At 71.5% G+C, this 18,788-nt stretch carries 17 protein-coding genes; 6 read left to right on the top strand and 11 right to left on the bottom strand.

Annotated features, from left to right (window positions below; all coding sequences use genetic code 11):
* The first annotated feature begins 36 nt into the window (after positions 1-36).
* Complete coding sequence (locus VTA80_RS07605; RefSeq protein ID WP_407344789.1) at positions 37-1,920, top strand: adenylyl cyclase; 1,884 nt, start codon at positions 37-39, stop codon at positions 1,918-1,920.
* A gap of 64 nt (positions 1,921-1,984) precedes the next feature.
* Here the strand turns inward: VTA80_RS07605 and VTA80_RS07600 are convergent, their stop codons facing one another.
* A complete protein-coding gene (locus VTA80_RS07600) occupies positions 1,985-2,290 on the bottom strand; it encodes a hypothetical protein (protein ID WP_407344788.1) in 306 nt (101 codons plus the stop codon).
* A 115-nt stretch (positions 2,291-2,405) separates the two neighbouring features.
* Between VTA80_RS07600 and VTA80_RS07595 the strand changes: the two genes are divergently transcribed.
* Positions 2,406-2,609 carry a hypothetical protein gene (locus tag VTA80_RS07595; protein WP_407344787.1) on the top strand — a complete coding sequence of 68 codons (204 nt, stop codon included), beginning with the start codon at positions 2,406-2,408 and terminating at the stop codon, positions 2,607-2,609.
* Here VTA80_RS07595 and trpB read toward each other — a convergent pair.
* Complete coding sequence (trpB, locus tag VTA80_RS07590) at positions 2,606-3,844, bottom strand: tryptophan synthase subunit beta (RefSeq protein WP_407344786.1); 1,239 nt, start codon at positions 3,842-3,844, stop codon at positions 2,606-2,608. The two genes, VTA80_RS07595 and trpB, sit on opposite strands and share 4 nt — an antisense overlap.
* A gap of 273 nt (positions 3,845-4,117) precedes the next feature.
* On the opposite strand from trpB, the gene VTA80_RS07585 reads away from it, so the two are divergent.
* Both VTA80_RS07585 and VTA80_RS07580 read left to right on the top strand, forming a co-directional pair.
* Positions 4,118-5,932, top strand: coding sequence for a putative bifunctional diguanylate cyclase/phosphodiesterase (locus VTA80_RS07585; protein WP_407344785.1), 1,815 nt, complete (start codon positions 4,118-4,120; stop codon positions 5,930-5,932).
* A 21-nt stretch (positions 5,933-5,953) separates the two neighbouring features.
* Positions 5,954-7,153, top strand: a complete 1,200-nt coding sequence (locus VTA80_RS07580; protein ID WP_407344784.1) for a cation:proton antiporter — start codon at positions 5,954-5,956, stop codon at positions 7,151-7,153.
* A gap of 1 nt (position 7,154) precedes the next feature.
* On the opposite strand, the gene VTA80_RS07575 is transcribed toward VTA80_RS07580, so the two are convergent.
* The 3 genes from VTA80_RS07575 to arsM form a co-directional block, all read right to left on the bottom strand.
* Positions 7,155-7,562: a hypothetical protein gene (locus VTA80_RS07575; protein ID WP_407344783.1), complete on the bottom strand. Its 408-nt coding sequence runs from the start codon at positions 7,560-7,562 to the stop codon at positions 7,155-7,157.
* A 69-nt stretch (positions 7,563-7,631) separates the two neighbouring features.
* On the bottom strand, positions 7,632-7,856 hold the full coding sequence (locus VTA80_RS07570; RefSeq protein WP_407344782.1) for a hypothetical protein: 225 nt from the start codon (positions 7,854-7,856) through the stop codon (positions 7,632-7,634).
* A 66-nt stretch (positions 7,857-7,922) separates the two neighbouring features.
* Positions 7,923-8,732 carry an arsenite methyltransferase gene (arsM, locus tag VTA80_RS07565; protein ID WP_407344781.1) on the bottom strand — a complete coding sequence of 270 codons (810 nt, stop codon included), beginning with the start codon at positions 8,730-8,732 and terminating at the stop codon, positions 7,923-7,925.
* Positions 8,733-8,888: 156 nt separating this feature from the next.
* Here arsM and VTA80_RS07560 point away from each other — a divergent pair, with 156 nt between their 5' ends.
* Both VTA80_RS07560 and VTA80_RS07555 read left to right on the top strand, forming a co-directional pair.
* Positions 8,889-9,233 carry a metalloregulator ArsR/SmtB family transcription factor gene (locus VTA80_RS07560; RefSeq protein ID WP_407345723.1) on the top strand — a complete coding sequence of 115 codons (345 nt, stop codon included), beginning with the start codon at positions 8,889-8,891 and terminating at the stop codon, positions 9,231-9,233.
* A 32-nt stretch (positions 9,234-9,265) separates the two neighbouring features.
* Entirely contained in the window at positions 9,266-9,760 is a 495-nt protein-coding gene (locus VTA80_RS07555; RefSeq protein WP_407344780.1) for a GNAT family N-acetyltransferase, read from the top strand.
* On the opposite strand, the gene VTA80_RS07550 is transcribed toward VTA80_RS07555, so the two are convergent.
* The 6 genes from VTA80_RS07550 to VTA80_RS07525 all read right to left on the bottom strand — a co-directional run bounded on the left by VTA80_RS07550 (position 9,700) and on the right by VTA80_RS07525 (position 18,564).
* On the bottom strand, positions 9,700-10,794 hold the full coding sequence (locus VTA80_RS07550; protein WP_407344779.1) for a LamG-like jellyroll fold domain-containing protein: 1,095 nt from the start codon (positions 10,792-10,794) through the stop codon (positions 9,700-9,702). The two genes, VTA80_RS07555 and VTA80_RS07550, sit on opposite strands and share 61 nt — an antisense overlap.
* Complete coding sequence (locus VTA80_RS07545) at positions 10,778-11,503, bottom strand: signal peptidase I (protein WP_407344778.1); 726 nt, start codon at positions 11,501-11,503, stop codon at positions 10,778-10,780. Before VTA80_RS07545 ends, VTA80_RS07550 begins: the two co-directional genes overlap by 17 nt.
* A gap of 17 nt (positions 11,504-11,520) precedes the next feature.
* On the bottom strand, positions 11,521-12,198 hold the full coding sequence (locus tag VTA80_RS07540; protein WP_407344777.1) for a TasA family protein: 678 nt from the start codon (positions 12,196-12,198) through the stop codon (positions 11,521-11,523).
* A gap of 20 nt (positions 12,199-12,218) precedes the next feature.
* The gene (locus VTA80_RS07535) at positions 12,219-14,288 is read right to left on the bottom strand and encodes a putative bifunctional diguanylate cyclase/phosphodiesterase (RefSeq protein WP_407344776.1); all 2,070 of its coding nucleotides are present in this window, start codon (positions 14,286-14,288) and stop codon (positions 12,219-12,221) included.
* A 110-nt stretch (positions 14,289-14,398) separates the two neighbouring features.
* The gene (locus VTA80_RS07530) at positions 14,399-15,121 is read right to left on the bottom strand and encodes a M50 family metallopeptidase (protein ID WP_407344775.1); all 723 of its coding nucleotides are present in this window, start codon (positions 15,119-15,121) and stop codon (positions 14,399-14,401) included.
* Positions 15,122-15,126: 5 nt separating this feature from the next.
* Entirely contained in the window at positions 15,127-18,564 is a 3,438-nt protein-coding gene (locus VTA80_RS07525) for an EAL domain-containing protein (RefSeq protein WP_407344774.1), read from the bottom strand.
* Positions 18,565-18,788 lie beyond the last annotated feature (224 nt).

Raw genomic sequence — 18,788 nt, 5'->3', positions numbered from 1 at the left:
TCACCCGGCCCACTCCCAGAAGGCAGGTCATCGCCCATGACTTTGAAGGACGCGCACAAGAGGACATTCCCGAGGCGCCACAGGTCTCAGGGAGCGGGCCGACTCGGCCGCGGACTGCTGATCCTGGCCCTCGCCGCCGCCACCTCGGCCTCGATGACCGACGTGGCCACGGCGGCCCCGCCGGCGGGGCCTGACCTCGGGCCCAACGTCAGGGTCTTCGACCCGGGCATGCCGGTGGCCCAGATCCAGGCGGAGGTCGACGCGATCGCCACCCAGCAGGTCGACGACGAGATGGGCACGCACCGTTACGCCCTGCTGTTCAAGCCCGGGACCTACGGCACCGCGGCCGAGCCGCTGGACTTCCAGGTCGGCTACTACACCGAGGTGGCCGGTCTGGGTGCATCCCCGACCGACGTCACCATCAACGGTCACGTCGACGTGTACAACCGGTGCCTGACGGCCGACAACTGCATCGCGCTGAACAACTTCTGGCGCTCGCTGTCGAACCTGACCATCCATGTCACGGGCCTCGCCGACTGCCGGAGCTCCGGCAACTTCTGGGCGGTCTCCCAGGCGGCGCCGATGCGGCGGGTGAACATCACCGGCGGCAACCTCACGTTGATGGACTACTGCACCGCCGGCCCGCAGTTCGCGAGCGGCGGCTTCATCGCCGACTCCAAGACCGACTTCGTGATCAACGGGTCCCAGCAGCAGTTCCTCGTGCGCGACAGCACCATCGGCGGCTGGTCGAACGGCGTGTGGAACCAGGTCTTCGCCGGGGTCCAGGGCGCACCGGCTCAGTCGTTCTCCACCACCCCGGGCGACCCCCCATACACCACGCTCGCCACGAACCCGGCGAGCCGCGAGAAGCCGTTCCTCTACGTCGACGCGTCGAACAAGTACAACGTCCTCGTCCCGGCGCCGCGGACGAGCTCCGCAGGGACGACCTGGCAGAACGGCCCGACGGCGGGTCGCTCGATCCCGCTGTCGGACTTCTTCCTCGCGAAGCCGTCCGACTCCGTGAAGAAGATCAACAACCAGCTTGCCCGGGGCCGCAACCTGATCTTCACCCCGGGCGTGTACGACATCGATCGGACCATCACGATCAAGCGGGCCGACACGGTCGTGCTCGGCCTGGGCATCGCCACCCTCACGGCGCAGGACGGGGTCGTCCCGATGACCGTCGCGGACGTCAAGGGCGTCGACATCGCGGGCCTCATGTTCGACGCCGGCGCGGACAGCTCTCCCGCCCTGCTGCGGGTCGGCACGAAGCACGGATCCCATGAAAAGGGGCGTGGGCACAACCACGGGAGCGACCCCGCCGACCCGACCGCCCTGCAGGACGTGTTCTTCCGCATCGGCGGACCGCACGTCGGGAAGGCGACCGTCAGCCTCGAGGTCAACAGCGACAACGTCATCCTCGACGACATCTGGGCCTGGCGGGCCGACCACGGCCAGGGCGTCGGCTGGACCCTCAACACCGCTGACACCGGCGTCATCGTCAACGGCGACAACGTCACCGCCACCGGGCTGTTCGTCGAGCACTTCCAGAAGTACAACGTGATCTGGAACGGCGAGAACGGCAAGACGGTCTTCTTCCAGAACGAGCTGCCGTACGACGCGCCGAACCAGGCTGCCTGGGGGCACGACGGCGTCCTCGGCTGGGCCGCGTACAAGGTCGCGGACTCGGTCAAGACCCACGAGCTGTGGGGCGGGGGCAGCTACTGCTTCTTCAACGTCGATCCGAGCATCCATGCGACGCGCGGCTTCGAGGTCCCGGTCACCCCGGGGGTCCGGCTGCACGACCTGCTCACCGTCTCGCTCGGTGGGGTCGGCACCATCGACCACGTGGTGAACAGCACCGGCGCCGCCGCGCAGGGCGTGGGCACGCCCCCGGTCAACCTGGTGAGCTTCCCCTAGGGCGCGACCTCGCCGGTCCGGCTGACGACGACCCGTGGCGGGATGGTCACGCCACGGGTCGTCGTCAGGCCTTGCGGCGCAGGGCGGCGACCGCACCGAGGATGGACGCGACGCACCAGAGGCCGAGCACGACGAGCGACCGGCCCGGCATGGCGAACTGGTCGGGCGCGAGACCCGCCCGGATGAGCTGCGCCATGGGCTCGACGGGCAGGAACTCGTGCGCGGTCGCCAGCCGGGTGGGCAGCCGGTCGGCCGGGTAGCTCACGGGGGAGAAGAGCATGACCGTGAAGATGATCATCTGGGTCAGGAGCGTGGCCACCGACGGCGGCAGCAGGGTGGCCATCGCGTAGCCGACCGACGCCGCCGTCACCGACACGACGAGCGCCGCGGCGACGATCCACGGCGCCGGCGACAGCGGCGACGCGCCGACGGACCTCGCCGCGGCGATCTCCGGTCAGCTCGCCGCGTCCGTCGACGATCCCTCGATGCTGCTCGTGCTCGAGGTCCTCGCGTACGCCGTGCGGCACCCAGAGGCGCGACCGGAGCTCGCCGGGCTCATAGCCGCGTCGATCGGCGTCCTCGCCGTCGCCAACATCGCCGCGATGCTCGCCGCCATCTCGGTCGCGCCCCGGCTGTCGATCGACGCGGGCGCGAGAGTCGTGCGCAGGCTCCTGGGGCGCGAAGGCTAGACGGTGGTCGCCGGTCCGCCGGTCCCCCAGTTCTTGATCACGTAGTCCATGTCCTTGTCGCCGCGCCCGCTCAGGTTCACGAGGATCGTGCCGGTCTTCATCTCGCGCGCCTTCACCAGTGCGTGCGCGACGGCGTGGGCGCTCTCGAGGGCGGGGATGATGCCCTCCTTGCGGCTCAGGGCGAAGAACGCGTCGCGGCACTCGTCGTCGGACGCCGACACGTACTGCACGCGGCCCGCGTCCTTGAGGTAGCTGTGCTCGGGGCCGACGCCGGGGTAGTCGAGGCCGCTGGCGCACGAGTACACCGGGGACGGTTCGCCGGCGTCGTCCTGGAGCAGGTAGCACTTGAAGCCGTGGATGATCCCGGCGTGGCCGTAGGTCATCGTCGCCGCGTTGTCCCCGACGGCCGTACCGCGCCCGAGGGGCTCGACGCCGATCAGCTCGACCGGGTCGGCGAGGAACGCCGAGAAGATGCCGATCGCGTTGGACCCGCCGCCGACGCACGCCTCGACGACGTCCGGCAGGTTGCCGGTCATCTCGTGGAACTGCTCGCGCGCCTCGATCCCGACGACGCGCTGGAAGTCGCGCACCATGAGCGGGAAGGGGTGCGGGCCGACGACGGAGCCGATGCAGTAGATCGAGTTCTCGTAGTCGGCCATGTACGCCTCGAAGGCCGAGTCGACGGCTTCCTTGAGCGTCTGCAGGCCGCGGGTGACGGGGACGACCGTCGCGCCGAGCAGCTGCATCCGGCTGACGTTCGGCGCCTGCTTCTCGATGTCGACCACGCCCATGTGGATCTCGCACTCGAGACCGAAGTGGGCGGCGGCGGTCGCGAGCGCGACGCCGTGCTGACCGGCGCCGGTCTCGGCGATGACCTTCTTCTTGCCCATGTACTTGGCCAGCAGGGCCTCGCCCATGCAGTGGTTGAGCTTGTGGGCGCCGGTGTGGTTGAGGTCCTCACGCTTGAGGTAGATCTGCGCGCCACCGTTGAGCAGCGACAGCGTGCGGGCGTGGTAGACGGGCGTCGGGCGGCCCTGGAAGTGCTTGCGCAGGTAGCGCAGCTCGGAGATGAACGCGGCGTCGTTCTCGATCTCGTGGTACGCCTTCGTGATCTCCGCGAACGGTGCCTCGAGCTGCGGTGGCAGGAACTGCCCGCCGTACGCGCCGAAGAAACCGTTCACGTCGGGTACTGCCTGCCGCTGGGGCATCTGCCACGTATCGGTCTGCTCGGCCATGAGTCACCTTCGTGCGCTGTGGGGTTTGTTCCTGCGACAGGCGCAACTCTAGCCAGTGCGGTCGAGCCCTCAGGTGGTTTCGTGCGGGCTCCCGGGACGTTCGGCACTACGACTGCGCTCCCTCTGCGTGCCAGCGTGGTGCTCAAGGGAACCGCTGCGCCCGGTCGTCACTCCCTTCGTCCGGTCGCGACGGCGATTTCGACGAGGCGCTCGCACGACGGAGATCCGCTCGCTAGCGTGGAACGGTCACGGCCCCACCCAGGGGAGGAACTGATGGTCCAACGAGACAGCCTGTCGCTCGTGCTCAGCGACTTCGCCCGGACGCTGCTCACCGACTTCCCGATCCAGGAGATCCTCGATCACCTCGTCGAGCGGATCGTCGGCGTGCTCCCGATCACGGGAGCGGGCGTCACGCTGATCGATCCGGGCCTGACGCCGCGCTACGTCGCGGCGTCCGACAAGGTCGCGCTCCAGTTCGAGAGGCTCCAGTCCGACCTCGGTGAGGGACCCTGCCTGATGGCCTACCAAACGGGCGATGCCATCTCGGTCCCCGACCTCGCCCGCGAGAAGCGGTTCCCGGCGTTCGGCCCGCGGGCGATCGACCTGGGGATGAGGGCGGTCTTCACCTTCCCGCTCCGGCACGACGGCGGTCGCCTGGGCGCGCTCGACCTGTACCGGGACACCACCGGGTCGCTGAGCAGATCGTCGTCGTCGGCTGCCCAGACGCTCGCGGACGTCGCGGCGGCCTACCTGATCAACGCCCAGGCCCGCGAACAGGTGCAGCAGGCGGCCGACTGGTACCGGGACCGGGCCCTGCACGACGCGCTCACCGATCTGCCGAACCGCATCCTGCTGCAGGAGCGGCTCGAGCACGCGACCCACCGCGCCCGCCGGTCGCACACCGCGGCCGCCGTGCTGTTCATCGACCTCGACAACTTCAAGCGAGTCAACGACGCCTACGGTCACCAGGTCGGTGACGAGCTCCTGGTCGCCGTCGCCCGGCGGCTGGCCTCGCTGGTTCGTACCGGCGACACGCTCGCGAGGGTGTCGGGGGACGAGTTCGTGTTCCTGTGCGAGGACCTCAGGGAGCCGGCCGACGTGGACGCGCTCGTGGAGCGGATCGACGATGCCTTCGATGCGCCCTTCCGGCTGACCAGCGGGGAGCTGCGCGCGTCCGCCAGTGTCGGGATCGCGTTCTCGGGCCCTGGCCGGGCCGTGACCGACAGCCTCGTGCTCGACGCCGACATGGCCATGTACCAGGCGAAGCGCCGTGGCGGCGGCACCCACCAGATGATCGACCTGCGCGCGGCGCTCGAGGACCATGAGCGCAACTGGCTCGAGCAGGACCTGCGCGCGGCGCTGGCCCAGGGTGAGCTCGACGTGGCGTACCAGCCGATCGTCCGGTCGACGGACGGCGACATCTCCGGCGTCGAGGCACTGCTGCGCTGGACCCACCCGACCCAGGGCGCCGTGCCCGCCCTGACGGCGATCGCCATCGCCGAGCAGAGCGGGCTGATAGCGGGGCTCGGCGCCTGGGTGCTGGACCGGGCCTGCCGCGACTGGGTCTCCTGGCGGACGCAGGTCCCCGACCGGGTGCTCGATCTGTCGGTCAACGTCTCCGCCCGTCAGCTCATGGCCCCCGACTTCGTCGAAGTCGTCGCGGACGTGCTCGCGGAGACCGGGATGGACCCGGCGTCGCTCGTGCTCGAGGTCACCGAGGGCGTCCTGCTCGAGGAGGACGGCCGCGGGCTGCGGGTGCTGGGCAACCTCAAGCGGCTCGGGCTGCGGCTCGCGCTGGACGACTTCGGGACGGGGTACTGCTCGCTCGCGTACCTGCAGAAGTTCCCGGTCGACATCGTCAAGATCGACCAGACGTTCGTGCTGAGCATGGGGCAGGATGCGGCTGCATCGACCATCGTGTCGGCCGTCACCCAGCTGGCCCACAACCTGGACATGACCGTCACGGCGGAAGGGGTCGAGACTGAGGCCCAGCGGGACGAGATGATCGACATCGGCTGCGACCTCGCGCAAGGCTTCCTGTTCGCCCACCCGATGTCGGCGCGCGAGCTGGCGGACCAGCTCGTCTGAACTGCGGCAGGAGGGACGGACATGACGTTCGAAACCCTTGCCGTCATCTCCCTGATCGCCGTCCTCGGCCCGGTCCTCGCGTGGCCGCAGCGGTGGCACGTGTCCGTCGTCGTCGGCGAGCTGATCGCGGGGGTCGCCGTCGGCCCGATGGGGTTCGACTGGCTGGACACCGGCGACCCGACCCTGGTCTTCCTGGCGCAGGTCGGGTTCGTCATGGTGATGTTCGTGGCCGGCTCGCACGTCCCGGTGCACGACCCCTACCTGCGCGCCGGGATCCGGATCGGGGCGCTGCGCGCGGTCGCGGTGGGGATCATCGCCGCCGGGCTCGGGGTGGTCATCGCGCAGATCTTCGGCACCGGGCATGCGGCGCTGTACGCGGTGCTCATGGCGTCGTCGTCGGCCGCGCTGATCCTGCCCGTCGTGTCGTCGCTGCGGCTCGGCGGCGTGCCCGTGCTGCAGATGCTGCCCCAGGTCGCGATCGCCGACACCGCGTGCATCGTGGCGCTGCCCCTGGCGATCGATCCCCAGAACGCCGCGCGCGCCGCGATCGGCACAGTGGCCGTGCTGGCGACGGCGGCCGGTCTGTATTTCCTGCTCCGCTACCTCGAGAGCAGCGGTCTGCGCCGGCGCGCGCACCGGATCTCCGACGAGCGCAAGTGGGCCCTCGAGCTGCGGATGAACCTCGCGTTCCTGTTCGGCCTCGCCGCGCTAGCGGTGCGGACCGAGGTGTCGATCATGCTCGCGGGATTCGCGTTTGGAGTCGCCGTGGCGCTTGTCGGCGAGCCGCGGCGGCTGGCCCGGCAGGTCTTCGCGGTGACCGAGGGCTTCCTCGGGCCGCTGTTCTTCGTCTGGCTCGGGGCCACGCTCGATCTCGGTGAGCTGGTGCGCAGGCCGGCGTTCGTGGCGCTCGGGCTGGCGCTCGGGGTCGGCGCTGTCCTGGCGCACGTCGCGATGCGGCTGCTCGCGCAGCCCGTGTCGATGGGGGCCCTGGCGGCGGCCCAGCTCGGGGTGCCCGTCGCGGCGGCCACGGTGGGTGATCAGCTCGGCGTGCTGGCGCCCGGGGAGTCCGCGGCGCTGATTCTCGGCGCGCTCGTGACCATCGCCGTCACGTCGGTCGCAGGGGGCATGGCGGTCCGGCAGGGGCTGGTCGCCGAGGCCCGCAAGGCACGCAAGCCCGACCGCCGGACCGGCGGTGAGCCCGACCGCCGGGCGAGCGCCTGAGCTACCTGATCGGGCGCACGCTGCCGTTCGCGACGGCGAGCGCCCACGCGATCAGCGGGGCCTGCAGCGGCAGGCGCGCCCACGTGATCGCGGACCGACGCCGGTTCGCCGCGAACGGTCGGGCGTCCAGGGCCATCTGGACGTTGCCGGGGAAGACCGCGACGAAGAGGGCCGCGCTCGCGAGACCACCCGCGCGGCGCGTGGGGGGGAAGGCGAGGGCGACGGCGCATGCCAGCTCGGCCACGCCGCTGGCCAGCACCCACGCGCGCGGGTTGCCGAGCGAGCGCGGGATGAGCGGCTCGTAGACGCGCGGCCGCGCGAAGTGCGTGCCGCCGGCGGCGCCGAGCAGGACTGCCAGGCCGGTGGCGGACGGGGAGAACAGGTGCGGCGAGGGCGCGTCGTCGGGCATGGGCACCACCGTAGGTGCGGCGACGGCGCCCGGGGCGTCGCCGTGGTGCTCGTCAGCCAGCCGCGCGAGTCAGCAGCACAGTGCCGGGTCCTCGCGGCGGGGAGCGCGGAGCCCTGCTATTGCGCTCGTGAACTGCAGCGTCACTGTCTGGAGCGTGACGCGCACGCCGGTGCGGACGGGTGCGCGCGAGGTCGTGGGAGGAAGGGCTCGTGCCCGCCTGGCCTCGTCGGACCGGGCAGCGAGCTCGTCGTGACGGTGTTGGTGGACCTGCAGCCAGTACTCGGCGGAAAGCATCGGTTCTCCTCGGACGGGGTGGTGGGTGATGGGCGAGCGTGGTCGGAACGGGGCGGGACGGGCCGGCTAGGCAGCGGGTTTGACCGCGCGGATGATCGCGCCGTGCAGGCCCGAGGCCTCGCGGCCCGAGAAGCTCACCGGATGCGTGAAGGTGACCGAGGCGTCGCGGAAGCCTGCGGCGGTGAGCCCGGCGAGGTACTCGGACCGGGACAGGGCGCCGGCGATGCACTCCACGTAGCCGCCCGCCTCGGCGCGCTCGGCCGGGGTCAGCCGGTCCTCGGCGACGACGTCCGAGATGCCGAGCCGGCCGCCCGGCACGAGCACCCGGAACGCCTCCGCGAGCACCGCCGGCTTGTCCACGGACAGGTTGACCACGCAGTTCGAGATGACGACGTCGACGCTCGCGTCGGGCAGCGGGACCGCCTCGATGCGCCCCTGGAGGAACTCGACGTTGTTCGCCCCGGCCTGGGCGGCGTTCGCCCGGGCGAGGTCGAGCATCTCGGGGGTGAAGTCGACGCCGTAGGCGAAGCCGGTCGGACCCACCCGTCGCGCGGACAGCAGGACGTCGATCCCGCCGCCCGACCCGAGGTCGAGCACGCGCTCGCCGGGCCGCAGGTCCGCGACCGCCGTCGGGTTGCCGCAGCCCAGGCTCGCCAGGACGGCGGCGTCGGGGAGCGTGGCGGTGTCGCCCGGCGAGTAGAGCGCGCGGCCGAAGATGACCGACGTCGGGCCGGCGGGCTCGCAGCAGCCGGTAGCGGGGGTCGCTGTCGTCTCGGCCATCGCTGTGGTCTCGGCCAGCGCTGTTGCTTCGGCCGACGCCGCGCGGGCGGCGGCGGCGTAGTGGGCACGAACTGCGTCGGTCAGGTTCTGGGCCATGGGACGTCCTCCGTGACATCGATCTGCGGTGACACTCTGCTGCGTTAACATCGATCAGCGTCGATGTCTGCATCATGGCGCAAGACATCGACAAGTGTCAATATCTTGCGCCATACTCGGGGGGTGACCACGTTGCCTCCCGCCCCTGCCGCCGTGATGCTGCCCGTGCTCGACGCGGCCGCGTGCTGCGCGCCGCTCGCGCGCGCGCCGCTCGCCGCCGATCAGGCGGAGCAGCTCGCGCGTCTGCTCAAGGCGATCGCCGATCCCGCGCGGCTCCGGCTGCTCTCGCTCGTGGCCACCCAGGACGACGGCACCGTCTGCACGTGCGACGCGACCGACATCCTGGGGCTCTCGCAGCCGACCGTGTCGCACCACTTCAAGGTGCTGGTCGACGCGGGGCTGCTCACGCGCGAGAAGCGTGGGGTCTGGGCCTACTACTCGCTCGTGCCGGGGGCGCTCGACGCGCTCGCGGGGCTGCTCGTGACCCCGGGCGCACGGTGAGCGCGGGCCGTCTGGTGAGCGCGGGTCGTGCGGTGAGCGACACCCGCGTCCGCCCGCTGGCCGACGACGACGCCGCGGCCGTCCTGGCCATCTACGCGGAGGGCATCGCCACCGGCACCGCGACCTTCGAGACCAGCGTGCCCTCGTGGGAGTCGTGGGACGCGGCTCACCTGGCCGCGCACCGCGTCGTCGCGATGGACGACGACGGCGCCGTCGTGGGCTGGGCGGCCGCCTCGCCGGTGAGCGGGAGGTGCGTCTATGCCGGGGTGATCGAGCTGAGCGTGTACGTGGGCGCGGCCGGCCGGGGCCGCGGCCTGGGCGGGGCGCTGGTGGACGCGCTCGTCGACAGCGCCGAGGCAGCCGGGGTGTGGACCGTCGAGGCCGGGGTGTTCGCCGACAACGCGCCGAGCCTCGCGCTGTTGGAGCGGCACGGCTTTCGCCGCGTGGGGGTGCGCGAGCGGTTGGCTCAGCGCGACGGCTTGTGGCGCGACATCGTGCTCTTGGAGCGGCGCTCGTCGGTGGTCTGAGGGGTTGTCGTCGTCGTCGTCGTCGTCTCGGCGGTCGGCTCGACCGCGGCCGGGGCCGTCGGGGACGACGACGGGTCCACCGTCGGTGCGGGGTCGACCACCAGTTCGGGGGCGGCGACCGTGGCGGGCGGCACTGCGGCGGAGGGCTCCGGCACAGGGAACTGACCGGCCGTCCAGTTCGCTGGCACCCACCAGAGGTTCGACGTCAGGAGTCCCTTGAGCCAGGCGGCTCTCGCCGGCCCGGTCAGAAGGGTGACCTCGTCCACCAGCGCGCCCGCGCTGGGGTGGTCGGTCCGGCCGCCGATCGTGAAAGTGCTCGGGCCTTTGGGGTCCGACGGGGTCCACGTCGTCTTGACGGCCTCGGCAGCAGCGCCGTCGACCGTGAGCCCGAGCGCGTCCCCGTCGAACGTCGCTGCGACGAGATGGGCCGCGCCCTTGACCTTGGTCGAGAGCGAGAGCGTGGCGGCCTTGTCGCTGCCGGGGACGCTGAGGTTCACGGTGGAGCCCGACAGCCCGAGCGTGAGCTCGCCGGTCGAGTTGCTCACCGAAGCGAGCTCGCCCTCGGCCTTCGCGTCAGGCGAAACCCAGAGCAGCAGGGTGAACGAGGTAGTCAGGGGCTGACTAGCGACGGCGAGCCCGGCCGTCCCCCCCTGGGTGAGCCGGAGCGATCCGGGCGCGGTCTTGGTCTCGGGGAAGTCGGCCGGGTCGCACTGCAGGAGGCCACGCGCCTCGGTCCCGGGCCGGGATGCGCCCTCGGCCGGTGCGTCGCCGGGCAGGACCCCGTCAGAGAAGCTCCACCGCAACGCCGGCTTGGCCTGGTCGAGGAGTCCGGACGTGTACGCCTGCGCTTGAACTTCCTTCTGCACGAGGCACGCCTCGCGGGCCGTGATCGAGGACTCGGTCGTGGACGTGCTGGTGAAGGTCGCCGCCGTCGTCTCTGGGCCCGTCGTGAACCCGGCCGCCAGCAGTGCAGCGACGGCGACGAGCGCGAGTCGCGGTCCCGCCGAACGGCGCAGCTCAGCCGAGAAGCCCATCGTGGACCACCACCTTGGCGACGGCGCCCGTGGCGGCAGCCGGCTTGACAGCCTTGGCGCGGCGGAGTGCGACGACCGCGGCGATCTCCATGCCCGCGAGGACCGCGAGCGGTGGCGTGAGCAGCGTGAACCGCCCGCTCGGGGAGTTGGCCCAGTCGAGGATCGCGCCCCATTGGGGGTGGACCGTGAGGACCACGCCGCGCACCCGGGTCAGCGGGGTCGCATCTGGGTCGGGCGTCGCGTTCGCGTCACCCTTGGTCAGGATGTAGGGCCGCAGGATGGGCTGGGAATCAGCGTCCAGCTTCGGGACCATGCGCCCCGTGGCCTCGTCCTGCTCGAGCAGAGGGAGCATCTTCAGCGCCGTGATGCGGTGGGTGACCAGGGTGTTCGACCCCGGCGGCCAGAACGAGGCCACCTGGCCGACCCGGAGCTCGGAGGGGTCGTTGATCTGCCGCATCACGACCGCGTCGCCCGCGTCGAAGTACGGCGACATCGAGCCCGACGAGACGATCAGCAGCCGCTGGTGGTGGAGCTGGTACCAGAGCGGCACGAGCAGCGAGCCGCTGTACGCCACCAGGCACAGCCCGACGATCGACCACAGCGCGCCGTACGCTATCCGCCCGCGCAGCGACGTCGGGCGTCGCCGCCCCGACCGAGCGGCCGAGGGCGCAGCGCGGCGCTCCGGCTGGGCGATCAAGGGCGTGTGCATGGCAAATCAGGGACCGATCAGTTGTGGGCGGTCTGTTCTGCGTTGAAGGTCAACGTCAGGTTCGCCGAGGTCTTCTGGTACTGGTTTCCCGCGTCGATCGACATGTGCAGGCCGACGCAGAGCACATCGGCCTTGCCGTTGGCCAAGATCTCAAGCTCGGTGTTCGCGCCGGTCGACTTGCCGACTCCCGTCGTCCCGATGATGTCGGTGGGCACCAGCTTCGCCTCGCCGGCGGCGACGGTGGCGAGGTGGACGCTCCCGACTGCCGGTCCGTCCACCGGGCTGCACGCCGCCGTGTCGGCGACCTTGTCGATCGTGACGCCGAGCTGCGAGGACAGCAGGGCGCCGTCGGTCCCCGTCGTTTTGTCGGCGACGGCGTAGTTCACCGCGTAGCGCAGCGCCAGCGACCCGTCGTTGGAGACCGTGACCGGACCCCAGACGTTGTCTCCAGGAGCCAGGTTGTCCGAGGTCAGGATGGTCGCCGCGGGGAGGTTCGCGATGTTGACCGAACCCGTGGTGAACAGGTTCGAGTCCGCGGCGTCGTTGTCGGTGAACAGCGCGGACGTCGTCAGCGACGTGACCCCGATCACAGCGAGCCCGACGGTCGCCGCGCTCATCACCAGGCGACGGCGTCTGGCGCGGTCGTGGCCGGTCGGTCCAGCGGGCTGGATCATCTCCTGAAGCAAGTCATCCATCGGTGCGCTTCCTTCGGGTTTCATGCGGTGGTGATCGGCACGTCGCCGGCTGGACTTGAGCCACCGGGTGAAATTGGTAGTACGTGTCTTGTGCCAGCGGCCTCGGGGCTCGGTCGCTGCGTGGGCAGGAGGGCCGCGCGGACTGCGGCCACCTCGTCGGCCGGAACGGCCTTCGAGTAGAGAAAGCCCTGGGCCTGGTCGACGCCCAGCGCGGCGAGGCGGCTGGCGGTCCGCACGTCCTCGACCCCCTCGGCGATGACGACGAGGCCGAACGAGTGCGCGAGGTCGACCATCGCCTGGACGACGACCTCGGAGCCCTGCTTCTCGGCGCCGCTCCCCAGGTCGGAGACGAAGAGCTGGTCGATCTTGAGCTGCGCGACGGGCAGGTCGCGCAGCTGCGAGATGGACGTGGTGCCGATCCCGAAGTCGTCGATCGACACCCGGATGCCCATGCCGTCGAGCCGCGTCAGGACGGGCACGATGCGGGACGGGTCGGCCACCAGGGCGGTCTCGGTGATCTCGACCTCGAGCAGCTCGGGCGGCACGTCGTGCTTGGCCAGCAGCTCCACGATCGTGTCCACGACCGTGAACGACGTGAGGTTGTGGGCCGACAGGTTGACCGCGACGGCGAGCGGCTCGCCGTCGTCCCGCCAGGCCGCAATCTGCGCGACCGCCGTCTCGAGCGCGAACTTCGTCAGGTCGTTGATCAGGCCGGTCTGCTCGGCGAGCGGGACGAACAGGGTCGGCGGCAGCATGCCGCGCGTCGGGTGCTGCCAGCGCATCAGCGCCTCGACGCCGACGGTCGCCCCCGTGTGCAGGTCGATCTTCGGCTGGTAGTGGAGCACGAGCTCGCCGGACCGGGTCAGCGCGCGGTGCAGGTCCCCGAGCAGCACGAGCCGGGCCGGCGACGAGTCGTCCTCGTCCGGGGAGTACATCGCGACGCCGAGCCGGTGCACCTTGGCGGCGTACATCGCGACGTCCGCGCGACGCATGAGGGTCGAGCCGTCGGTCGCGTGCTCGGGGAGGCACGCGACCCCGATCGACGTCTCGACGTGCAGCTCCATCTCGCCGAGCTGGAAGGGCGGGCAGAACACGCCCCGGACGCGGTCGGCGAGGTGGGCGGCGTCCGAGGCCTCGTGGATCGAGGGCAGCAGCACCGCGAACTCGTCGCCGCCGAGGCGAGCGACGAGGTCGTCGTCGCGCAGCGCGCCCTGCAGGCGCAGCGCGACCTGGGTGAGCAGCTCGTCGCCCATGTCGTGCCCGAGCGAGTCGTTGATGTCCTTGAACCGGTCGATGTCGAGGACCACCAGCCCGACGCCGGTGCCCTCCTCCGTCGCCGTCTCGACGGACCGGGCGAGCCGGTCGAGGAGCATGCGCCGGTTCGGCAGCCCGGTGAGCGGGTCGAGCAGGGCGAGCCGTGCGTTGTCGAGCGCGGTGGACTGCAGCCGGCGGGAGAACGTGCGGACCGTGCGGTACAGCAGCAGCCACACCAGGAGCAGGCCAATCACGACGACCGACGTGATGGTCAGGTTGGCGCGCGCGAGGGTCGCGGCGGTGCCGCTGTTGTCCAGCACCACCTCGGCCGCGCCGACGACGACCGAGCCGTAGGCGATCGGCACGTAGACGTCGAGCACCTGCTGCGTCGTGCTCGCGCTGGTCTGCAGGCTCTGGTCGCCCTGCACGTCGGTGATCATGCGCGCGTTGGGCCGGTTGGCACGGACCGCGGTGTCCAGGCGGTTCCCGTCGGGGAACCCGGTCGGGGCGATCGAGGCGGAGTCGTAGAGCATCTCGCCGTCCGCCGTCCACAGCCGCAGCGCGATCAGGCGACCGGCGAACCCGTCGACGGAGGTGCCGACGGCGGTGCGTTCCTCCGGGGTCAGCAGGCCGAGGGTGTGCGCCTCGAGCGGGACGGCTCGTTGGGCGTAGGACTCGACCGTCTGTGCGGTCTCGATGCCCACCTCGAGCGCACGATCACGCATGACCTGGGACGTCGTGACCACCAGGGCCACGCCGAGCGTCAGCATCGAGACGACGCTGACGACCGAGAAATACCGGGTCAGGGGCGTGCGTTTGCGTGCGGAGCGGGTCACGGCTGGTCACATCTCGAGTGTCTCGGCAAGGTCGTCCACCCAGGGGTGTCTGAGGCGACAGTACGGGACATCTGGGGTCGAAAACGGGACCGCCGGAAAGGTCCTAATTGTCAGGCAGAGCTCGCCGCGACGAGAAAAATCCCGCCCAGAACGGCCGCACCGACGGTCACCGCGCCGAAGAAGGCCACCCAGACGAGCGCCGGCACGTGCGTCAGCCGGGCCAGGACGTCGGCGTCAGATCCGCCCCCGCGGCGCACGCGCAGCTCGACCACAGGTCGGGGTGCGCCGAGCAGCAGGAACCACGTGATCGCGTACGCGGTCGCGGACTGCCAGGGGCCCGTCGCCCACCAGGTGACGGCGACCAGCGCGGTCCCGGTCACGAGCACCGACCACAGCCCGAACCAGTTGCGGATCTGGACGAGCACGCCGACCAGCAGGAGCAGCAGGATCCACAGCACGGCCACGGCATGCCCGCGCGAGGCGAGCCAGGCGGCACCGAGCCCGAGCACCCCCGGGCCGACGTACCCGGCGGCCGCCGTCGCGATCATCCCGGGACCGCGCGGTCGCCCCACCGACACGGTCAGCCCGGAGGTGTCCGAGTGCAGCCGGATCCCGGCGAGCCGGCGTCCGGTCAGCACAGCGACGGTCGCGTGCGACGCCTCGTGGACCAGCGTGATCGCGTGCCGTACGACGGGCCACGTCCGGGGGGAGAGCACGAGAAGCGCGGCGATCCCGGCCGCGACCAGCACGACTGTCCGGGAGGGTGCGGGTTGGATCGCGATGATCCGGTGCCAGATCTCGCCCACGAGCTGCGCGACCCCGATTCCTCCCACGGCGCCTACCGTACGGGCTGCAGCATGGCGCCCTCGGTCGGCTCGCTCCCGAGGACGCGGCCGAGCAGCTCCGTCGCAAAGTCGCCCGCGACGGCGGGCATGAACAGGAACCCCTGCCCGGTGGCGCAGCCGATCTCCTGCAGGAACGTGAGCTGGTCGTGCGTCTCGACGCCCTCCGCGACGACGGCCAGGCCGAGCGCCTTGCCCATCGCGACGATCACGCGCACGAGCTCGGACTTGCGGTCGCCGGTCGTCAGCCCGCGGATGAACGAGCGGTCGATCTTGAACGCGTCCACGGGGAACTTGTGCAGCGAGTCCAGCGAGGAGTACCCCGTCCCGAAGTCGTCGATGTGGAGGCGCAGGCCGGCGTCGTGCAGATCGCCCAGGAGGCGGCGCGCGATCTCCGGTCGCCGCATGATGACGCCCTCGGTGATCTCGAGGGTGAGGCGGTCCGCGGTGATGGCGTGGCGCGCCAGGCTCCGCAGGATGTGCGGCAGCAGCTCCGGGTGCCAGAACTCGCGATCCGAGACGTTGACCGCGACGTTGACGACCCCCGGGCCCCACTCGGCGAGCTGCCGGCAGACCTCGTCGATGATCCAGTGGCCGAGCCGGACGATCAGGCCCGCCTCGTCCATGAGGGGCAGGAACTCCTCGGGCAGCAGCATCCCGCGTTCGGGGTGCTGCCAGCGCACCAATGCCTCGAACCGGTCGGTGCGCCCGGTCGTGAGGTTGACGATCGGTTGGTAGTGGACCTCGAACTGGTGCTCGTCGAGCCCCTTGCGGATCTCGGCGTGCAGGCGCAGCTGGTGCACCGCGTGCGCGTGCATCGCCGCGTCGAAGAACGACACGGTGCCGCGCTCGGTCCCCTTGGCGTGGTACATCGCCGTGTCGGCGTCGCGCAGCACGTCCTCGGCGCACGAGTACTCGATCGCGCTGGTCGCGACGCCGAGGCTGGCCTGGATCGCAAACTCGTGCCCGTCGAGCTCGATGGTCTCGAGCAGCGCGGCCTGCACGCGCTGCGCCACCTGGAGCACGTTGTCGGGCGCGACGTTGCTCAGCAGGATCGCGAACTCGTCACCGCCGAACCGCGCGCCGGTGTCGACCGAGCGCAGCTCTCGCTCGATCCGGGCGCCGACGGCGTGCAGCAGCCGGTCGCCCATCTGGTGCCCGAGCGAGTCGTTGACGACCTTGAACCCGTCGAGGTCGAGGAAGAGCACCGCGAACGGCTCGCGCGCGCGCTGCCACCGCGCGACGGCCTTGCCGAGGCGGTCGAGGAAGAGTCGGCGGTTCGGCAGCCCGGTCACGGGGTCGACCGTGGCGTGCTCGCGGAGCTGGTCCTCGAGCGACCGGCGATCGTGGATGTCGGAGAGCGAGCCGACGATGCGTTCGACCGGTCCCCCGCCCGAGCGCACCCCGAGCGCGCGCGAGAGCATCCACCGGTACGTGCCGTCGGCGATCCGGACCCGGTACTCGGAGTCGATCGACTCGTCCTGGCCGAGGGGGGCGGTCCGCATCCCGCGGCGCATCTCGGCCCTGTCGTCGGGGTGCACGAGCTCCTGCCATTCGACGAGGCGGTCCCCCGACGCGTCGGGCGCGAGCCCGAGCAGCGTGCAGCAGCGGTCGGAGAGGAACACCCGGCGCGAGCGGGCGTCCCACTCCCACAGCCCGTCGTTGGTCGCTCGCGCTGCGAGCGCGTAGCGCTCCTCGCTCGCGCGCACCGCGTGCTGGAGCTGCTCGGCCTCGAGGGATGCGCACAGCAGGGCCGCCCAGTGGTGGTACGTCTCCCGGCTGGAGGTCGTGTCGATCGCGCCGACGACGGCGAGCAGCCCCCAGTCGCGCTCGGCGGTCCGGACCGGCACCACGATGCACAGCTCGCCGGCCGGCGCCCGAGCCGCCGCGATGAGCGGGGTCGGCGGGAAGCGTTGGGTGGTCAGCGCGCTGCCGAGAAGGTCCGGGAGCACGTTCGCGCGGTCGTAGCACCCCGCGACCCGCAGCCTGCCCGACGACGGCTCGTCCTCCCAGAGCGCCAGGACCCCGGCCCGCACGTGCGTGCCGGCCAGCCACCCGAGCCGGCGCGGGTTCGACCCACCGGACCTGAGCAGCCCCTGGTCGACGGCGATCTGCTCGTCGAGCGCGACCTCGAGCTCGGCGGTCTGCCCGCGGAAGGACCGCGCCTGCAGCTGCCACAGGGACGCCGAGACGCGCGCCGCCGCGGCCGAGGTGGGGGAGCTCGGCGCCTCGTGGTCGGACGCGGTCCGTTGGAGGTAGTCGGTGAGCGCTCCGATGGTGCGGCGCCGCACGGTCGGTTCCGGGGCGATCAGGTCCAGCGAGGTCGCCAGGGTCTGTGTCGTCGCCGACGGCAGTGTCGTTGCCGACGGCAGCGTCGTCCCGCCCCCGAGGAGCCGGTCCACCTCGACAGCGAGCGCGCGGACGTCGTCGGACGTCGGATCCGCTTTCGCGGCGCCGACCGTGAGCAGCGCGCCCTCGAGCGCGTGGGTGATCGCGGTGACCGCGGAGCCGTGCGTCGAGGCGCCGACCGCGTGCAGCGGGGCGCGTAGGTCCACACCCCGAGGGCCAGGTCGTCCGGTGGTCCCGCAGCCGCACGAGCCGCGCAGGGCGAGCCCCGCCGCGGGGGTGGCGTGCGGGGCGTAGGGAACGGCCTCGCCGCGGATCTGGGCGAGCACGAGCCGCCCGGCAAGCGCGCCGACCTCGTCGAACCGCTGGTTGACGCTCGACAGCGGCGGGGTCGCGAACGACGCGGCCGCGATGTTGTCGAAGGACATGATCGCCAGGTCGCGCGGGATGCTCAGGCCCGCGTTCGCGAGCGCGTTCATGAGGCCGATTGCCGCGCGGTCGGTCGCCACCATCAGGGCCGACGGCGGCGCGGCGGTAGCGAGCACGGCCGCGGCGGCCTCGGCCCCGCCGAGTGCTGTGTTCTGCGGGGCGAGGAACTCGAGCTCGGGCCCCGACTCCAGTCCGTGCGCCTCGAGCGTGCGACGGTAGGCGGCAAGGCGGTCGTCGATGTCGGAGTGGTGCGGGATCGTGACGAAGCCGATGCGGGTGTGGCCGTGCGCGATCAGGTGCTCGACGGCGGCGACGGTGCCGGCGTCGTTGTCGGGCAGCGCGAGCGGTGCGTCGAACCCGTCGATGCGCGCGCTCGCGACGACGACCGGCTTCCCGGCGTCGCGCAGGCGCTGCAGGTAGGCACCGGAGACCGCGGCGGTGATCGCCACGGCGCCGTCCACCTCGGACCACGCGGCGGGTGTGGAGTAGGACGAGATCCCGTCGAGCTCTTCGGAGCGCTCGTCGGGACCGAGCGTCTGGACGAGAACGACCCGACCGCCAGCGGCGGTGAGCTCACGCGTCAGCCCGTTGAGGACCTCCCCGTAGTAGGGGCCCCCCGTGCTCGGAGAGAGGGCGAGCACGGTCGTTCGGTGAGTCACGGTCCGCCTCCCGTCCGCGGGCCAGCGGCACGGCGCCGCATCCCCTGCTCCGCATCAGGTACATCGGCCCTGCGGAACGGGAAGTGAGCAGGTCACGCGGGTGAATGCCGCCGCGTCCCGTGGTGCTCCCTCGACCTGTCCCGCCATCGTCCCGGCCGCCGCGGCGGGCAGCAGCTGGCGGGTGAAATGCGGCAGATCATGGGATGAAACCGGGTCAGGGTGCC

It is taken from the genome of Pengzhenrongella phosphoraccumulans (genome assembly GCF_045689905.1).
In the GTDB taxonomy this organism is placed as follows: Bacteria; Actinomycetota; Actinomycetes; order Actinomycetales; family Cellulomonadaceae; genus Pengzhenrongella; species Pengzhenrongella phosphoraccumulans.
The sequence above is the reverse complement of the archived record's forward strand: the minus strand, read 5'-3'. Positions and strand labels throughout refer to the sequence as shown.

Bases quoted from the DNA above. Each gene is read 5' to 3' on its own strand.
- arsM (WP_407344781.1), bottom strand. From the start codon at position 8,732: ATGGCCCAGAACCTGACCGACGCAGTTCGTGCCCACTACGCCGCCGCC.
- VTA80_RS07550 (WP_407344779.1), bottom strand. From the start codon at position 10,794: ATGGGCTTCTCGGCTGAGCTGCGCCGTTCGGCGGGACCGCGACTCGCG.
- VTA80_RS07605 (WP_407344789.1), top strand. From the start codon at position 37: ATGACTTTGAAGGACGCGCACAAGAGGACATTCCCGAGGCGCCACAGG.
- VTA80_RS07540 (WP_407344777.1), bottom strand. From the start codon at position 12,198: ATGGATGACTTGCTTCAGGAGATGATCCAGCCCGCTGGACCGACCGGC.
- VTA80_RS07560 (WP_407345723.1), top strand. From the start codon at position 8,889: ATGCTGCCCGTGCTCGACGCGGCCGCGTGCTGCGCGCCGCTCGCGCGC.
- VTA80_RS07575 (WP_407344783.1), bottom strand. From the start codon at position 7,562: ATGCCCGACGACGCGCCCTCGCCGCACCTGTTCTCCCCGTCCGCCACC.
- VTA80_RS07585 (WP_407344785.1), top strand. From the start codon at position 4,118: ATGGTCCAACGAGACAGCCTGTCGCTCGTGCTCAGCGACTTCGCCCGG.
- trpB (WP_407344786.1), bottom strand. From the start codon at position 3,844: ATGGCCGAGCAGACCGATACGTGGCAGATGCCCCAGCGGCAGGCAGTA.
- VTA80_RS07545 (WP_407344778.1), bottom strand. From the start codon at position 11,503: ATGCACACGCCCTTGATCGCCCAGCCGGAGCGCCGCGCTGCGCCCTCG.
- VTA80_RS07595 (WP_407344787.1), top strand. From the start codon at position 2,406: ATGCTGCTCGTGCTCGAGGTCCTCGCGTACGCCGTGCGGCACCCAGAG.
- VTA80_RS07570 (WP_407344782.1), bottom strand. From the start codon at position 7,856: ATGCTTTCCGCCGAGTACTGGCTGCAGGTCCACCAACACCGTCACGAC.
- VTA80_RS07580 (WP_407344784.1), top strand. From the start codon at position 5,954: ATGACGTTCGAAACCCTTGCCGTCATCTCCCTGATCGCCGTCCTCGGC.